The sequence below is a fragment of the Pandoraea sp. 64-18 genome (assembly GCF_001899225.1).
Classification (GTDB): domain Bacteria; phylum Pseudomonadota; class Gammaproteobacteria; order Burkholderiales; family Burkholderiaceae; genus Pandoraea; species Pandoraea cepalis.
In genome coordinates this window covers 60,360-76,757 of record NZ_MKVU01000013.1, presented here as the reverse complement: position 1 = coordinate 76,757, position 16,398 = coordinate 60,360, and the positions used below count along the sequence as shown (strand labels likewise).

The window sequence follows — 16,398 nt, the reverse complement described above, 5'->3', positions numbered from 1 at the left end:
TACTCCCTGCTGCGACGGGTCCGGTTTCCCCCTACCGAACACTCAAAGGTGCAGATCGTCATGTCAAGCTCCACCGTCTCGCAATCCCGCCACCGCGCACTCATAGAACGACTCGGCCTGTCGACGCCGATCGTTCAGGCCCCGATGGCCGGCACGTCCACCCCCGCCCTCGCGGCGGCCGTCTCCAACGCGGGCGGGCTCGGCTCAATCGGTGTCGCCGCGATGAATGCCGACGCCGCTCGCAAGGCCATTCACGATACGCGCACCCTGACGCGCAAGCCGTTCAACGTCAACGTGTTCTGCCATGCGCCCGCCACGCTCGACGCGTCGCGCGACGCCGCCTGGTTGGCGTATCTCGCCCCGGAGTTCGCGCGTTTCGACGCCGCGCCGCCGACCACGCTCGGCGAGATCTACAAGACCTTTGCGGCCGACGACGCCATGTTTGCCATGCTTCTGGAAGAACGCCCGGCCGTGGTCAGCTTCCATTTCGGACTGCCGTCGCAGGAGAGAATCGATGCACTGCACGCCGCGGGCATCGTGCTGTTCGCCTCGGCGACGAACCTGGCGGAAGCCAAGACGATCGAGGCTGCGGGGGTCGACGCTATCGTTGCGCAAGGGTATGAGGCAGGCGGTCATCGTGGCCGCTTTGAAGATCTCGGCGACCGTGTGCCGACCGATGACGAGCAACTGGGCACGCTGGCGCTGGTGCGGCTGATCGTCACACACACGTCGGTGCCGGTGATTGCCGCCGGCGGCATCATGGACGGCGCGGGCATCGCTGCGGCCCTCGCGCTGGGTGCGCAGGCCGCTCAACTCGGGACTGCCTTTGTCCCATGCCCCGAATCGTCGGCCGATGCGGCCTACCGCGAACGGCTGACCGGCGGCGCTGCGCCGCGAACCGCCTTGATTCGTGCGATCTCCGGGCGTCCGGCCCGCGGCTTCGTGAACCGCCTCTATGCGCTGGAGCAAGCAGCCGACCGCCCCGACCTGCCCGCCTATCCGGTGACGTATGACGCAGGCAAGGCGATCAACGCCGCCGCCAAGGCCAAGGGCAACAGCGATTACGCGGCCCAGTGGGCCGGTCAGGCGGCACCGCTGGCTCGCGCCATGCCCGCCGCCGACCTCGTGGCCACGCTACGGACCGAACTGCGCGAGACGTTCAACACGCTACGCGAGCTTTCCGCCACCTACTGAGCGAGGTACGCCGGCAAAGGTCAGTGACTGCCGCCGAGATAGGCGGCGCGCACCTTGTCGTCGTTGCGCAGGTTTTCCGCCGGGCCGTGCACGGAAATCTGGCCGTTCTCCAGCACGTAGCCATAGTCGGCCACGGCCAGCGCGGCCGCGGCGAACTGCTCCACGAGCAGCATCGTCACGCCCTCCGACTTCAGGTTGCTGATAATGCGGAAGACCTCGTCGACCAGGATCGGCGCCAGCCCCATCGACGGCTCGTCGAGCAGTACGATATCGGGGCGCAGCATCACCGCGCGGGCCATGGCGAGCATTTGCTGCTCGCCGCCCGACAGCGTGCCGGATAACTGATTACGCCGCTCTTTCAGACGCGGGAACAGGTCCATCGCGCGCTCCAGATCGGCCGCCACATCGCCGCGTGGGCGGCTACCGGTCAGACGCGGAAAGGCACCCAGGCGCAGGTTGTCCATCACCGACATGGTCGAGAACACGCGTCGGCCTTCGGGGGAGTGCGCCAGGCCAAGCTTGGCGATGCGATGCGAGTCGAGTCCGTCGATACGCTTGTCACCCAGCGTGATCTCGCCTGCCGTCGGCTTGATCATGCCGGACACGGCACGCATGGTCGTCGTCTTGCCCGCGCCGTTCGATCCGATGAGTGTGACGACCTGGCCGCTCGGCACATTGATGTCGATGCCGTGCAGCACCTGCACCTTGCCGTAGCCGGCTTGCAGATTACGAATGGAAAGCATAGTGGTTCCGTTTGTCCGTCGTGGCTGCGGCGCAGGGCATCGTCCCCGCCGTGCGCCGCATGCGCGAATGTCGTCAGTGCGCCGTCGATGCGCCGCCCAGATACGCTTCGATCACCTTCGGATCGGCCTGGATCTGCGCCGGCAGGCCCTCGGCGATCTTCTGTCCGAAGTCGAGCACGGAGACCGTCTGGCACGTGCTCATCACCACGTCCATGTGGTGCTCGATCAGGATGACCGTAATACCGTGGTCGCGAATCTTGCGGATGATCGTGAGCAATTCACGAATGTCGGGGGCCGTCAGACCGGCGGCCGGCTCGTCAAGCAACAGCAGACGCGGATCGAGTGCCAGTGCGCGCGCGATTTCGAGCAGACGCTGCTTGCCATACGGCAGGTTGCGCGCCTCCTCGTCGGCGAGCGACGCCAGCCCCACGAAGTCGAGCAGTCGCATCGCCCGGGCCCGTGCCGCCCCTTCCTCGCGCTTGTAACGCGGCAGACGCAGCGATACATCGATCAGCGTCGCGCCGAACGTGTGATGCAAGCCGACGAGCACGTTTTCCAGCGCCGTCATTTCGCCGAACAACTGCACGTTCTGGAACGTACGGGCCACGCCCGAGAGCGCAATATCCGACGACGAGCGCCCCGCAAGCGACTGACCCGCGAACTCGATGCTGCCCGCCGTCGGCACGTAAATGCCCGTGAGCACGTTCATCATCGTGCTCTTGCCCGAGCCGTTCGGGCCGATCAACCCGTGAATGGTGCCGCGCTTCACACTCAGATCCACTTGATTGAGCGCTTTCAGGCCGTCGAACTGCATGAGCAACTGGCGCACGTTGAGCAGTTCGTCGGGACCGCCCGCCGCCGCTGTCAGGACCGGGTCGCGCTCGCCGTCGACCGACTCGTCGATTTGCGTGGCCGAGACGGTCAACGTGCGACGGCGATGCAGAATGCGCGAGCGCACGAAGCCGATGATGCCGTCCGGCAGGTAGTACACGACAAATAGAATCATCAGCCCGAAGATCGTCAGGCGCCAGTCGGTGATGCTGTCGCGCCACCAGGTTACGCCGGCCAGGGCCGCCGTCCCCACGATCGGCACCGCCGCCTTGGCGAGCGAGGTGCGCCCGCGGGCGATGGCGGTCACCGCCACGACGGCGGTCACCGCGGCGATGGCTGTCGCGACGATTCGGAAGGTGCCGATGTCGTCGAGCAATTGCGGCAACAAGACGACGATCGCCGCGCCTAACAACGCGCCGCTGCGCGTCTTGCGCCCGCCCATGATGACGGCGAGCAGGAACAGGATCGTCAGCTCGAAGTTATACGTGTTCGGCGAGATGTACTGCTCCGAGTAGGCGTACAGACTGCCCGCCAGGCCGGCGAATCCGGCGCTGATCACGAACGCATACACCTTGTAGCGATACACCGACACGCCCATGCAGTCCGACGCCACCGGTGAATCCCGCAACGCCTCGAAGGCCCGCCCGAGATGCGACTTGAGAATCCGGTGCGCCACGAGCATGCTCGCCAGCAGCAACGCGGCCACCAGCCAGTAGTACTCGGTCTCATTGATCGGATGCCCCCCGACGAGTGGCTTCGTGAGCGTGATGCCCATGGGCCCGTCGGTCAGGAAATCCATCTCGTTGATGAGAATCTGGATGATGGTGCCGAACGCGAGCGTCACCATCGCCAGATACGGGCCGATGACCCGTAGCGCGGGCAAAGCGAGCACGGCGCCGAACGCGGCCGTAATCAGGATCGAGGCCGGAAGCGCGAGCCAGAGCGTGAGTCCGAGCTTGGTGAAGAACACCCCCGCCACGTAGGCGCCGATGCCGAACAGGCCCGCATGGCCCAGCGACACCTGCCCGGTGTAACCCACGACGATATCCAGCCCGAACAGCAGGATCGCGTAGATCATGATCGTCTCGATCATGTGGATGTAATAAGGATTGCCGATGGCCATCGGAAAACCGAACAGCGCAACGATGCCCACGATGGCAGCCAGCGTCGTGGTCACGCGCAGGCCGCCGAGATCGCGGGCCCCGCGTGCGGTGGAGGTCTGAGCGGTCATGGTTACACCTTCTTGATGGCGGTCTTGCCGAACAGGCCCGCCGGCTTCACGGCCAGCACGAGCAGCAGCAGTACGAGACCCGGCACGTCTTTGTAGCCGGTCGAAATGTAGAACGCGGTCGTCGTCTCGGCGATGCCGAGAATCACGCCACCCACGAGCATGCCCATCCCGCTCGACAGTCCGCCGATAATCGCCACGGCGAACGCCTTGAGCCCGAGCACCGCGCCCATCGTGGCGCCGGTGAGCGTGAGCGGGGCGACGAGCACGCCCGCAAACGCGGCCGCCATGGACGACAGCGCATACGAGAACGTGATGACCAGACTGGTGTTGATGCCCATGAGACCGGCGGCGTCGCGGTCGTTGGACGTGGCCACCACCGCCTTGCCATAAATCGAGCGCCGGTTGAAGAACTCGACGGCGGCCATCATGAGCAGCGCGCCGACCACGACGAGCAGCTCCATCGGCAACACGTTTGCGCCGAACAGGTGGATGGGCGACTCGGGCAGCGGCGAAGGAAACTTGAGATCGTCGCGTCCCCAAACGTTTTCCGCGACGTTACGAAAGATGATGCCCAACGCGATCGTCGACATGATCCAGCCGAACTCCGACTTGATCCGCAAGGCAGGCTTCACGCCGATGCGCTCGACCAGCGCCCCTTGCACGAGACCGAACAGGCAGACGATGGGGATCATCAGCCAGTAATTCAGACCCAGGGTATCGACCAGTGTCAGGCCGACCAGTGCGCCGAGCATCAGCGATTCGCCCTGGCCGAAGTTCAGCGTGCCGGACGTCGCGAACGTCAGTTGGTAACCGAAGGCGATCACGGCGTAGATCATCCCCAGCGCGATACCGCTGTAGATGAGTTGAATCAGGATGGTCATGCGGTCCTCTCTCGCGAGTGCGAGCCTACGAGCGATGCACGGGAGGTATTCGAGACGTGTGCCGCGCGCCGGTCCCGAGTGCCGGTGCATGGCCCGGTTGAGCAGACGGCGCGCGCGCTGCCCCCGGACACCCCGTTGCCAGGGGCCCGGATCGCAAGCAACGCGCGCCGTTGTTCATCCGTCATGGCTGCAAAGCGCAACCGAAATGCAAGGGGGTGGGAGGGCGAGTTACTTCGCAGCCTTCTCGCGGACCTTGCTGCCCGCCTTCAGATCGCTGTCGTAGGCATACACGACACGGCCGCCCTTCACTTCGCCCATCACCGGAATATTGGCGGTGATGGCGTCGTGATCGTCATGCGTGAACGGGTGATCGTAGGTCGTGACCACGCCGTCGACCGGTGCCTTCAGATCTTCGAGCGCTGCACGTACCTTCGGGCCATCGGTGCTGCCGGCCTGCTTGATGGCCGCAGCCAGCAAGTAGATCGAGTCGTAGCCCTGCGCCGCCGACACCGCCGAGTCAATGCGATTGTTCTTCGGCTTGAACATGGCCAGGTACGCGTCGATGAAGGCCTTGCGCTTCGGCGTGTTGGGTTCCTGAATGAACGTTTGCGGCATGCGGGCACCTTCGCCGTTCGCCCCCGAGTTGTCGATGTAGTTCGACATCGCGAGCGTCCAGCTACCGACCAGCGGCAGCTTCCAGCCGAGCTTGGCCATGCCATTGGCGATCTGCGCCAGTTCCGGGCCAATGCCGTACGTGAGGATGACGTCAGCGCCGGCCTGCTTGGCCTTGAGCAACTGGGCCGTCATGTCGACGTCCTTGATGTTGAACTTCTCTTCGGCCACCGGCTTGATGCCCTTGGCGGCGAGCGCCTTTTCCAGATCCTCGCGGCCGAGCTGGCCGTAGTTGGTCGAGTCCGCGAGAATCGCCGGCTTCTTGAAGCCACGGCGCGTAATCGCCTCTTCCACGATCATCGGCGCCTGGATGCTGTCCTTGGCCGAGTTGCGGAAGACATAGTTATCGGCGTACTGAGGCGGTTTGAATTGCTGGGTGATGACCGTACCCGTCGCCACGTTGTTGAACACCGGAATCTTGGCGTCTTGATAGAAACGCTGCGAGGCAAGCGCCACGCCGGTATTGATGAAGCCGACGGTCGCGACCACCTTTTCCTTGTTGATCAGTTCCTGCGCGACCTGCACGCCGCGCTCGTTCTTCGCTTCTTCGTCGCGCTCGACCAGCACGATCTGGCGGCCCAGCACGCCACCCGACTTGTTGATTTCCGATGCGGCGAGACGCACGCCGTCGCGCATGGAAACGCCCATCGACGACGAGCCGCCGGTGAACGGGCCGGATACGCCAATCTTGATCGGATCGGCCGCCACAGCCATCGAGGCGGACAGGGCAAATGCCACGGCGCCAGCCATGACCTTGAATCGGAATTGCATAAGGGTCTCCTTCGGTGCGATGCGTTTCGATATGACGCTTTTCTGCTGCGATTTCCTGATGTCGCAGGCCCTGCCGTAGAATGCGCGACGCGCGAGTCGACTTCCCCCCGCCGCATCCCCCCGATGTTGTAATTCGTGTCAGGGCGATGCCGTACCGCACGCGTTGAACGACCAAGCTAGCGCGCCGATTATGTGTTCGCTGAGTTTTGCCCGCAAAGGCGGGAATACCCCTACGCTCGCGAGGGTATACGCGCTGCTATCGCCGATTGGCGCGGGTTTCCAAGGGGTTTGACGGCACGCGCCACGGGTGGCGCGTGTCTTGAGATCGGCACGGAGTGCCAAAGAGTTCGACTCGGAGGGCGGGTCGTAAGGCAGGTGTAAGGGATGGCGATTACTCGCCCGGTGCAATCACTTCGCGCGCGCCGTTTCGCCCCATCGGGCTGACGAGTCCAGCCGTTTCCATCTGCTCGATGAGACGGGCGGCGCGGTTGTAGCCGATACGCAATTGCCGCTGCACCGCGGAGATCGAGGCGCGACGGGAATTCAGCACGAATGCCGCCGCGTCGTCGTAGAGCGGATCGGCCTCGGCATCGCCCGACGATTCGCCGAACAGATCGGCGGAAGCGGCCTCGCTCGGGTCGCCCGCGAGGATCGCTTCATCGTAGTCCGGTTCGCCATATTGCTGCCAGTGCTGGACGACGCGATGCACCTCGTCGTCGGCAACGAACGCCCCATGCACACGTTGCGGATACCCCGTGCCCGGCGGCAGGAACAGCATGTCGCCCTGCCCCAGCAACGATTCCGCGCCCATCTGGTCGAGAATCGTGCGCGAATCGATCTTCGACGACACCTGAAAGGCCACCCGCGTCGGGATGTTCGCCTTGATGAGGCCGGTAATGACGTCAACCGAAGGCCGCTGCGTCGCGAGAATCAGGTGAATGCCCGCCGCGCGCGCTTTCTGCGCCAGCCGTGCGATCAGTTCTTCGATCTTCTTGCCCGCCACCATCATGAGATCCGCCAACTCGTCGATGACCACGACGATGAATGGCAGACGGTCCAGCGGCTCCGGTGCGTCCGGGGTGAGCGAGAACGGGTTGCGCACCTTGTCGCCCGCCGCGCGTGCGGCATCGATCTTCTCGTTGTATCCGGCCAGATTGCGCACGCCAAGCGCGGACATCAGCCGGTAACGCTTTTCCATCTCGCCCACGCACCAGTTCAGGGCATGCGCCGCCTGCTTCATGTCGGTCACGACCGGAGCGAGCAAATGCGGAATGCCACCGTAGACGGATAGCTCCAACATCTTCGGATCGATCATGATGAGGCGCACGTCGTCCGGGGTTGCCTTGTAGAGCAACGACAGGATCATCGCGTTGACGGCCACCGACTTGCCCGAGCCGGTCGTGCCCGCCACCAGCAGGTGCGGTGCACGCGCCAGATCGGCCACGACGGGCTCACCCGTGATGTCCTTGCCCATGGCGAGCGCAAGGTGCGAGCGATGGGTGTCGAACACGGGGGCGGTCAGGATTTCAGACAGGCGAATCATTTGCCGCTGCGCGTTGGGCAGTTCCAGTCCCATGCAGGTCTTGCCGGGAATCGTCTCGACCACGCGGATCGACGTCACGCCCAGCGCTCGCGCCAGATCCCGTACGAGTCCGACGACCTGCGCCCCGCGCACCCCCACCGCCGGCTCGACTTCGAAACGCGTGATGACCGGGCCGGCCGACGCGCCCACCACCGTGACCGGCACCTTGAATTCGGCCAGACGCTGCTCGATCAACTGGCTCACGGCCGCGAGCGCTTCGTCCGAAACGACATTGGCGACATCCAGCGACGTCACAGGCGACAGCAGGTCGAGCGACGGCAAGTCGTAATCGATGACGACGCGGGGCGGCGCAAGTTCGTAGGGGGTGTTCCCCGAGAAGCTGGCGGCGCGCGGCTCAGCCGTCGTCGCCATGCCGAACGGCGGTGACGCGGCGAACGCCGGAATGGCAGGCACGGCGGCCGCGGGCGACGGCATGGTGGGCGTCGATGACGAGATGGCGTCGTCGTGCGTCAACGGTGCGTAGGCCGGATGGCCGGGATGGGGAGACGCTTCAGCGCGTGCCCAGGTGCCGTCGGCACGCAAGACATAATGCGGCTTCGACGCTAACGCTTCGGCCTCCAGCGCGTCGGGTACGTCTACGGATGCAGCGTCCTCTGCCCGGTAGCCCGGTTCGTCGCGCGTGGCGTTGTGTGACACATCGAAAGGTACGTCGATCGGCACGTCCTTCGGCACATCGAAAGCTTCGACGTTGGCCAACACATCCGCAAAGACGAACGGACGATGTGGCGTCGAAGCCGCAGGGGCAGAAGGCGAATCGGGTGCGAACGGCGCCGCAGCGGTCATGTCGACGCGCCCGGCGGCCGGTGGCGATGGGTCGGACGCGGCCGACACCGGCATGGCTTTCGCAATGGCGACGGGTTCGATAACGTTCGCCACTTCCATGCTCAAGCGTTCCTCGTCTACCGCGACGCTTTCCCGGCGATCGACGGTGGTCGCCGGATACGCCGATGCCAACGCGGGTGCATCAGTTGCCTGCGCCGTGTCGGATGCTGTCCATTGACGCAAGTCGCGAAGCAACGCTTGCGCCTCGTCGCGCAGCACGGCCAAGGCCTGCACGCGCGCCTGTTCGGCGGCACGCGCGGCCGCTTGTTGGGCCAGCACCTCCGAGGTGGGGGCAGGCGGCAAGGCTTCGAAGACGGGTGCGTCAACGTCCTTCGCCGACAAATCGACGGGCGAAAATGCGGAGACGGCCGCGCAAAGCGGTGAGGCGGCATCGGTCGCGGACCAGGACGCGGCCCCCCGCATCGCAGGCGCCGCCGGGCGAGGCGCGACAGCGCCCGACGCCGCAACGTTGGCCGACGTGTCGACGATCGCCGGCATCCCGGCATCCGCCGGGGACGACGGGACAGGCGGCGCCCCCCGTGGCGGCATTTCTTCAAGCCCGAGCTGCGGCTTGCGGAACGGGCTATGCACGATCGTGCCGCGCAGATGGGCGGGCGCGACGCCCACGGGGCGGCGATATCCCGTCGCCCCAGAAATCGACGTCGAATTCAGCGGATCGGCGGGCATCGGCGGCTTCGCGGGCATGCCTGCCTTGGTTGCCGTGAGCGGCGCAGCAACACTAGAGGGAGCGGTCGACGCAACCGATGTCGCGGTCCTGACCGAAGCCGCAGATAAGGAAGCCCCGCTCGCCCTCGTGGTCGCTGCGGAGGCGACGGTGGCAGCCACGGCGGTCCCTGCACGTCCCACCGAGGCGCCCTTGCCTGTCGGACGAAGTCGCGCGCCATTCGCAAACGACGGCTCGGTGCGCGGCGCACCCGGCACCCTCAACGGCGGCGGTCGCATGGCGTCGAGCCGCGCGCGCTCCTCGTCGGACAACTTCCAGCGCGGCTGTGCCGCCAGACCACGGCGGCGCGGCACCGGGTCTTCCCTCAGGCTACCGACATCGTGATGCCCTTGTCCGAGCGTGGGCGTGAAACGCTCACCACGCTCACCACGCTCACTCGTGTCGAACGACATGTGCGAGAGACCCCGCGCCGGCTCGCGGGCGGCGCCATCGAAACGCGATTCGTAGCCGGGCGCCTCGATATCGTCGTCGGACGATTTGCCGCGCGCGAACATGCCCCACCAAGTGGTGCCGAAGACCAGCGGAAGGGAAAAGAGCAGGACGAAGCTGGCCACGCCCATCGCGAGCGTACCGCCCAACGCGACATGCAAGCCGTGAGACAGGGATTGGCCGACGCTGCCACCCGCGGTGTTGCCCTCCCCGCCCGTCAGCGCGGCGAGCGTGGCACTCGATCCGATCGCGAGCGGTATACCGAGCAGCATGCGCAGCGTGCCGGGGCCGAAGATTCGTATCTCACCGCCAAGCAGACCCCGCACGCCAGGCCAGCACAACGCCAGCAACCAAAACGTCGACAGTCCGAACCAGCCAAACCCCATAATCGCTCGTGCTTCAGGAAAACCCGGAGTGCGATTGTAGCAGGTAGACCACCGTGCGGAGGCCCTCTCGGCAAGGACTTTCGCGCATCGGCTGACCTGGGTGCCGCGCGTGGCAGACGTTACGGCCGACCGTGCGTGCCGGTCGAGCGCCACGTCGGCATGCTGCCGAGACCGGCGCTCTCGCCGCTCGCGTCCGGTACGACCAGACTCAGGTTCCGGCGACGCAGCGCGCGCCAGTCGACTTTGGCGAAGATGTCGTCCCCCAGCGCGCTCGCTTGCGACAGGTTCTCGACGCGCACACCGCGTGCGCGCAAGACCGCCGACGCGTGGCGGAACGACGGCTCGATCAGGCTGGAGAACTCCACGTCCAACCGCGTCGGCGCACGCGTTTGCAGGGTCTCGTAGAACCGTGGCGTCTGCGCGGCGTCGCGCAAGTCGACCCCATGCAGGTACACCTCGGTGAAGCCCAGCCACGTCGCCACCTGGAGTGCAAAATACGCGACGGTGCCACCGTGGAAGAAGCCATGGTCGAGATCGAAGCTGTACCCGAGGCGGCCCTGCTCGCCCTGGAACGCCGCGCTTGCCCCAACCTGCGGGTTCGCGCGCAGCGCTTCGGGCGTCCTAGCCGCCTCCATCCCGCGCTTGAAAATATCGTCTACAAGATAGAAACGGCACCCGAACGCCGACGCCGGGAACGTGTCCAGCAAACGGGCGAGCACGACCGGCGTGACGAACAACACCAGATCGCGCGCCACGACGCGGCGCGCCAGGTCCGGACGCTGACGCACGAAACCGGCGTCGAGAATGCAGTAGAAATTGAATTTGACCGGCGCGTGGTCGGTCAGCGCGATGGCCCCATTCACGCCCATGACGTGATGCATCGGCAGCGCTTCATAATCGATATCGGCAACCGATGGGCCGCTGGCGATGATGTGGCACGGCAAGCGGCGCAGGCGCTGCAATTCGGCGCGCCGAACGAGTGGCACCCGGCGCGAGCGCCACGTAAAGCGCTCGATGGCTCCCATGGCATCGCGCTCGATGCGCGCGTGCGGCCAGAGGCGTTCGTTGTGCCGCCACTTCGCTGTATGGCTGTAGCGGTAGACGAGTTTGAGAAGCGTCGAGATCATTGTCGTTGTTCTGGCTAGGTCCTACGGTTGCGCCGCGCGCATCTCGTGAATGTGCGCGTTCCTAACCCCGTTGCATATCGCGTGCCTGTCATTTGCCGGACGCCGATGCGCCGCATTGCATTCCGCGTCATGCCCCACCCACGGATACGGCTCACCGGCGCATGGAGGATGCGCTCCACCACGTCGATGCGTTGATTCTGCCACCCGGCCTTTACCGGGGACAAGATTTATTCCAATTGGAATTCTTACTTCGGGTTACGTTTTGATGACGCCCCGAAAAAAATGACTTGACGCGGAAACGCCCGATTCATGGGGGTTTCCGGCATATTGGGCACTGCGGATCGAGTGCCGGGCGGGAATCGCGCGGGCAATACAGTATTGCGAAAAATACGGATAATTCGCACGACAAATCGTCGACTGATGCGACTTTTATCGGCTAACGGACGCACCTCGCCGACGGACTGTCGAAGCGTCGCGTCGGGAGAATCGAATCAGTGCAATGCCGAGTTGCTGCGATGACGCGGGTAGAACGCATCCCCCAACTCGAGCAGCAAAGATGCCAGTTGGGGATCGCGAACGAAACTGACGGCCGAGTCGGCGGCCAGGATAGCCTCGGGCGTTTGCGGGCGCGCAATCAGAAAGCCCTGAACATAGTCGACCCCCAGTTCCGACAAGGCTTCGAGCGTTGCGGTGTCTTCCACCCACTCCGCGACGCTGCGAATCCCGAGATTCTTCGCCAGCGCCACAATCGCTTCGACGATCGCCAGATTGGCCGGATGCGCCGCCATGCTTTTCACGAACGCGCCGTCGATCTTGATGGCGTCGACCGCCAGATCCTTCAGGTATGAGAAAGAACTGAAGCCCGCACCGAAGTCGTCCAGCGCGATGCGTCCGCCCAGTTGGTGAATCCGATCGACAAAGCGACGCGTATTGTCGAGATCGTGCAGCGCCACGGTTTCCGTGATCTCGATGCACAGCAACCCGACGGCACGCTCATGGGCCGCCAGCGTGGTGAAGATGTCCCGAATGAAATGTTCGTCGTTGAGCGACGCCCCCGACAGATTGACACACACAAACCGTGTTTTTGCGAGACGGTCGCGGTTCAGGTCGATCCAGGCGAGCGTGTTCGTCAGTACCCATTTATCGATCATGCCGATGCTGCCGTTCTCCTCGGCCGCGCTGATGACACGCGAGGCCGGTACGATGTTGCCGTCGGAATCGCGCATGCGCAGCAACACCTCGAAGTTGAGCGACTCGCCGGGCGACGCCATCTCCATGATCGGCTGCATTTCGAGAAACAGCGTGTTGGGCGTGAGTCCGGCGTCGAGCGCATCGATCAACCGCAATTCGGCGAGGCGCTCACGAAATGCCGCCGCCCCGCGCTCATAGACCACCAACTCCCGGCGACTCTTCTTGGCCTCGCGACAGGCGCGGTCGGCCGATGAAATCGCGTCGGGCACCCGCATATCGGCGGTCAGCTCGATGACCCCGGCCGACGCGCGCACCTGAAAGGCGCGCTCCCCAATCTGATAAGGCTCGCCGCAAATCGCGTCGACCAGACGGCGCGCCACGGCGGCCGCCTCCTTGATCGTCGCATCGCGAAACACCACGATGAACTCGTCGCCGCCGGTGCGCCCCACGCTCTGATCCGTCGACAAGCGTGCTCGCATCCGATCGCATGCCTGGCGCAACACCTCATCGCCCGCCGCATGGCCGAAGAGATCGTTGACTAGCTTGAACCGATCCAGATCCAGATAGGCCAATGCCGCCGGCCTGGCGTCGGATAAGGTACGGATGGCCTCGGCCAGCGCCTTTTCGATGCCGCGCCGGTTCGAGACGCCGGTGAGCGGGTCGTTCTCCGCCAGATAGCGCAATTGCTCCATCGTGCGAGCCCGTTCGGTGATGTCCTGCAACGAGCCTTCGATGCGTCCTGCGGAGAAAATCGCCTTGACGAGATAGCGGCTGGTGCGGCCGTCGTCGCGGGGCAGCGAGAGAATTTCGAGTTCCGATTCCTCGCTGTGCTGCGCGACATCGAGCAGCATGCGCCAGGTGCTCTGGCCGAAGTACTGGTCCCAGCGGAACGTTCGCCCTTCGGTATTGGGAATGCCCAGCATGGTGTGCAACGCCGCGTTGCCACGAACGAAAACACCCTGATCGTCGAGGGTGAACAGGCCGACAGGCGTCACGTCGTAGGCGTTGCGCAGTTCGGTCTGGGCTTCGAGCTTGCCCTGGTGCTCGGCCCGCATCTGCTCGGCAATGGCCAGCGCCGCCATGAGGCTCGAGAACAGCGCCGCGGTCACGCTGTTGAACGCCGTCGCCAACGCGCGCGCATTGAACGCGGCGGCGATCACTTCGGAAAACGTGGCAAACAGGACGATCGACAGCGACGCGCTGTACCACATCGCGACCCGCGAGCGCGTCAGCACGAGAATGCGGGTCAGCAGCACCAGGACGATGGCGATGCCCAGGGCGGCCACAACCCACAGCACGGGGATGAAATGCGCATACGGCAATGCGATGGCCGCGCAGCAGAGCACCACGCCGGCCCATTGCAGCACCATCACCATCCACCGCCAGCCGATGCGGCGCAACTCCCGCTTGAAGAGCTGCGTGAACAGTGAATACGTCAGCACGTAGTAGATGGCGAATGTCGCCTTGCGCACCAGAGCGTCAAGGTCGGTCGGAATGGCGCGTTCCAGCCATTGCGTGTCGGCCCCGAGCGAGTTCGCCGCGAGCCGCAAGTTGCCGATCAGCCACGCCGCGAACAGGACGTAGAGCCATTCCTTGTTGATGATGGCGGTGACGAGCACGAATGCCGAAAGCGTCAACAGACCGCCTTCGAGCAAGCCGTTGCTGCGATGGAACTCGCGTTCGGAGACATTCAGTTCGGACGCCGGCCAGGCGACCAGCGTGAGATGCGCCGGCCCGGAGAATGTGCCCTCGCACAGGAGTGTCACCGGCGCGACGAGTTGCCCGAGATCGATCGCAAAGCCCGCTTTCGACATTCGGATCGCCCCGCGCACGGCGCTGCGGTCCGCGCGTCCGATGGCCGGGGCGTCGGGGTTGCGCCAGCAGATCAGCGTTTGCGCATGGCGCGAGGGAAATTCGATGACCGTATGTTGGGCAGCGCCCACGGGCGGCACGGTGACCCGGAACCACACCGGCGCCTCGGACAGATGCGTGCTGAACTGCCGAACGGCGGGCGCGCGCTCGAGGACGCCCTGCACCATCGGCGGGCCGAACGTCGCGGGTACATCGCCTTTCGCCTGAAAGGTCAACGATGTTTCTCCCCGCACGGCGTACTGGCTCTCCTGGAACATCAGCACCAGGCCCGAGAGCAGCATGATGGCCGCGGGAACGGCGTACAGCGAAATCGTACGAAAAAGCTCGTCGAGCCGCGCGCTCACGCGCCAACGGCGCCGCGAACCGGAGCGTTCCGCCCACTCGTCGGCGAAATCGGTCGAATTGCGGCTGTAATCGTCACGCTCGTTGCCGAGTTCCCCCGCCATAGAAATCTTAAGCCCTTATCTTATTGGTCGCCCCCGCGAGCTTCGCCGGGCAGGGCGTACCCCTCGGCACGCCCTGCCGGCCGGGCCGGCCCTGGCCCGTGCGACCCCGATGCAGGCCGACACGGGCAGGTCTCTTTTGCCCGCCTTGCGCGTTATCGCCATCGCCCAAAAGACCGAATGCGGCAGGCGACGGGATAACGTTAGTTCGAATAACGGCATTACACCGACAAGCTGAAGCCTGATGCACCGCATCGTACCGCGTCGCCGCCAAAAGATAAATCCCGCAAATGCGCGCCAACACTGGCTTCGCCCGATGACGCCCGCACAACGTCCTGCATTCCCGGCACCCCCAGCCGCAGGTCGGGATGATGGGTGAGGCACATATAGGCGAACAAAGGATGCTCCGCCGCCTGCCAACGCGTGCGTGCCTGCGCCACGTCCAGCGCCAGCACGCGGTGTCCGATGCCGCCGACGTGTGCCATCGGGATCAGGGCTTGCGACGGGAACACGTCGATAAACATCAGGGCTTCATACTGCCGATGCAGCGGCGGACGCGCCGTAATCACCATCCAGTCGACCGCGGACAGCAGGCAATACTGATAGAAGGCCTTGAACAGCGCCGTCTTGACGACACGTCCGGCGGGCCCGGCTACCACGCCCAGACGCGTCGCCTCGGCCAACGCGGCGCTGTCCAGCCACTGGGGCAACGGCGCCGAATCCTCGAGATGCAACGGCTGGTAACGGTTGGTCTGGATACGCATTGTGCCAAGGACCGCGCCGTCGAGCCGCGCGCGCGCCACGAGCACGATGGCCCCCGGCTCGCGGTCGCTGGGCTCCGGCTCGCTCAACGTGGCGGCCAGATCGGGAAGGTGGCGGCCGTAGGCGGCCTGACGCATGGCGACGGCGTCGCGCAACGCTGCGTCGTCGCTCGCGATGGTGACGATGAAGGGCAGACGCTCTTCTCGCATCGTATCGAGATCGGCCGCCGGCGCGCGCACCGCAGCCGGCAACGACGTGGGACGGCGCTGACCGGACGACAGGTCGGTCGGGGTGATGGACAGGACATCCGAGGCTTGGGCGAGGTCAAACATGATTGATACTCCTTAAGGTCAATAGAGGATGAGTGCCATGCACTGGCGTGCTCGCCGATACATCGCACATATCCTTTCTTGATCCGCCAAGGCGAAGTGTCAAGTGCTTATTTTTCTTGGCTTTTTCAGATTTTCACGGGCGGCGCAACAGCGTCTGTCCGGGGATTGTGCCCACCGCCCGCGAACCCGCGTCACACCGAGCGAAACCGGCCGACCCCATTTCGGCGCCTTCGGCCGTCGAGTATGGGTGTCACCTATTTGCGACAGTTGCAGTCCGAAGAAAGTGTCTGGCAAAATAATAAACCTGTTTACTAATTGACCTTGCCGGGACTCCCCGAAGGCGACCCCGGCGCACCTTCCGAT

General features: G+C 64.8%; 9 protein-coding genes. 1 reads left to right on the top strand and 8 read right to left on the bottom strand.

From position 1 onward, the window contains the following. Positions 1–60 precede the first annotated feature (60 nt). Entirely contained in the window at positions 61–1,194 is a 1,134-nt protein-coding gene (locus tag BGP02_RS11305; protein ID WP_261938654.1) for an NAD(P)H-dependent flavin oxidoreductase, read from the top strand. Between the two features lie 20 nt (positions 1,195–1,214). Here BGP02_RS11305 and BGP02_RS11300 read toward each other — a convergent pair whose 3' ends face one another. From BGP02_RS11300 to BGP02_RS11265, 8 genes are all read right to left on the bottom strand, one after another. Further along, positions 1,215–1,937, bottom strand: a complete 723-nt coding sequence (locus BGP02_RS11300; RefSeq protein WP_017234338.1) for an ABC transporter ATP-binding protein — start codon at positions 1,935–1,937, stop codon at positions 1,215–1,217. A 73-nt stretch (positions 1,938–2,010) separates the two neighbouring features. Further along, positions 2,011–3,891 (bottom strand): branched-chain amino acid ABC transporter ATP-binding protein/permease, encoded by a 1,881-nt coding sequence (locus tag BGP02_RS11295; RefSeq protein ID WP_051060217.1) that lies wholly within the window; start codon positions 3,889–3,891, stop codon positions 2,011–2,013. A 110-nt stretch (positions 3,892–4,001) separates the two neighbouring features. Then, a complete protein-coding gene (locus tag BGP02_RS11290) occupies positions 4,002–4,880 on the bottom strand; it encodes a branched-chain amino acid ABC transporter permease (RefSeq protein ID WP_017234336.1) in 879 nt (292 codons plus the stop codon). Between the two features lie 228 nt (positions 4,881–5,108). Next, positions 5,109–6,323 (bottom strand): ABC transporter substrate-binding protein, encoded by a 1,215-nt coding sequence (locus BGP02_RS11285; RefSeq protein WP_268567692.1) that lies wholly within the window; start codon positions 6,321–6,323, stop codon positions 5,109–5,111. A 391-nt stretch (positions 6,324–6,714) separates the two neighbouring features. After that, a complete protein-coding gene (locus tag BGP02_RS11280; protein ID WP_286798516.1) occupies positions 6,715–10,308 on the bottom strand; it encodes a DNA translocase FtsK in 3,594 nt (1,197 codons plus the stop codon). Between the two features lie 119 nt (positions 10,309–10,427). Then, positions 10,428–11,435, bottom strand: a complete 1,008-nt coding sequence (locus BGP02_RS11275; protein ID WP_017234334.1) for a hypothetical protein — start codon at positions 11,433–11,435, stop codon at positions 10,428–10,430. Between the two features lie 491 nt (positions 11,436–11,926). Continuing rightward, positions 11,927–14,944 (bottom strand): putative bifunctional diguanylate cyclase/phosphodiesterase, encoded by a 3,018-nt coding sequence (locus tag BGP02_RS11270; protein ID WP_017234333.1) that lies wholly within the window; start codon positions 14,942–14,944, stop codon positions 11,927–11,929. A gap of 218 nt (positions 14,945–15,162) precedes the next feature. Further along, entirely contained in the window at positions 15,163–16,035 is an 873-nt protein-coding gene (locus BGP02_RS11265) for an N-acyl amino acid synthase FeeM domain-containing protein (RefSeq protein WP_150563866.1), read from the bottom strand. Between the last annotated feature and the right edge of the window lie 363 nt (positions 16,036–16,398).

Coding starts and splice junctions, on each gene's coding strand:
- BGP02_RS11285 (WP_268567692.1), bottom strand. CDS start 6,323: ATGCAATTCCGATTCAAGGTCATGGCTGGCGCCGTGGCATTTGCCCTG.
- BGP02_RS11305 (WP_261938654.1), top strand. CDS start 61: ATGTCAAGCTCCACCGTCTCGCAATCCCGCCACCGCGCACTCATAGAA.
- BGP02_RS11270 (WP_017234333.1), bottom strand. CDS start 14,944: ATGGCGGGGGAACTCGGCAACGAGCGTGACGATTACAGCCGCAATTCG.
- BGP02_RS11300 (WP_017234338.1), bottom strand. CDS start 1,937: ATGCTTTCCATTCGTAATCTGCAAGCCGGCTACGGCAAGGTGCAGGTG.
- BGP02_RS11290 (WP_017234336.1), bottom strand. CDS start 4,880: ATGACCATCCTGATTCAACTCATCTACAGCGGTATCGCGCTGGGGATG.
- BGP02_RS11295 (WP_051060217.1), bottom strand. CDS start 3,891: ATGGCCATCGGCAATCCTTATTACATCCACATGATCGAGACGATCATG.
- BGP02_RS11280 (WP_286798516.1), bottom strand. CDS start 10,308: ATGGGGTTTGGCTGGTTCGGACTGTCGACGTTTTGGTTGCTGGCGTTG.
- BGP02_RS11275 (WP_017234334.1), bottom strand. CDS start 11,435: ATGATCTCGACGCTTCTCAAACTCGTCTACCGCTACAGCCATACAGCG.
- BGP02_RS11265 (WP_150563866.1), bottom strand. CDS start 16,035: ATGTTTGACCTCGCCCAAGCCTCGGATGTCCTGTCCATCACCCCGACC.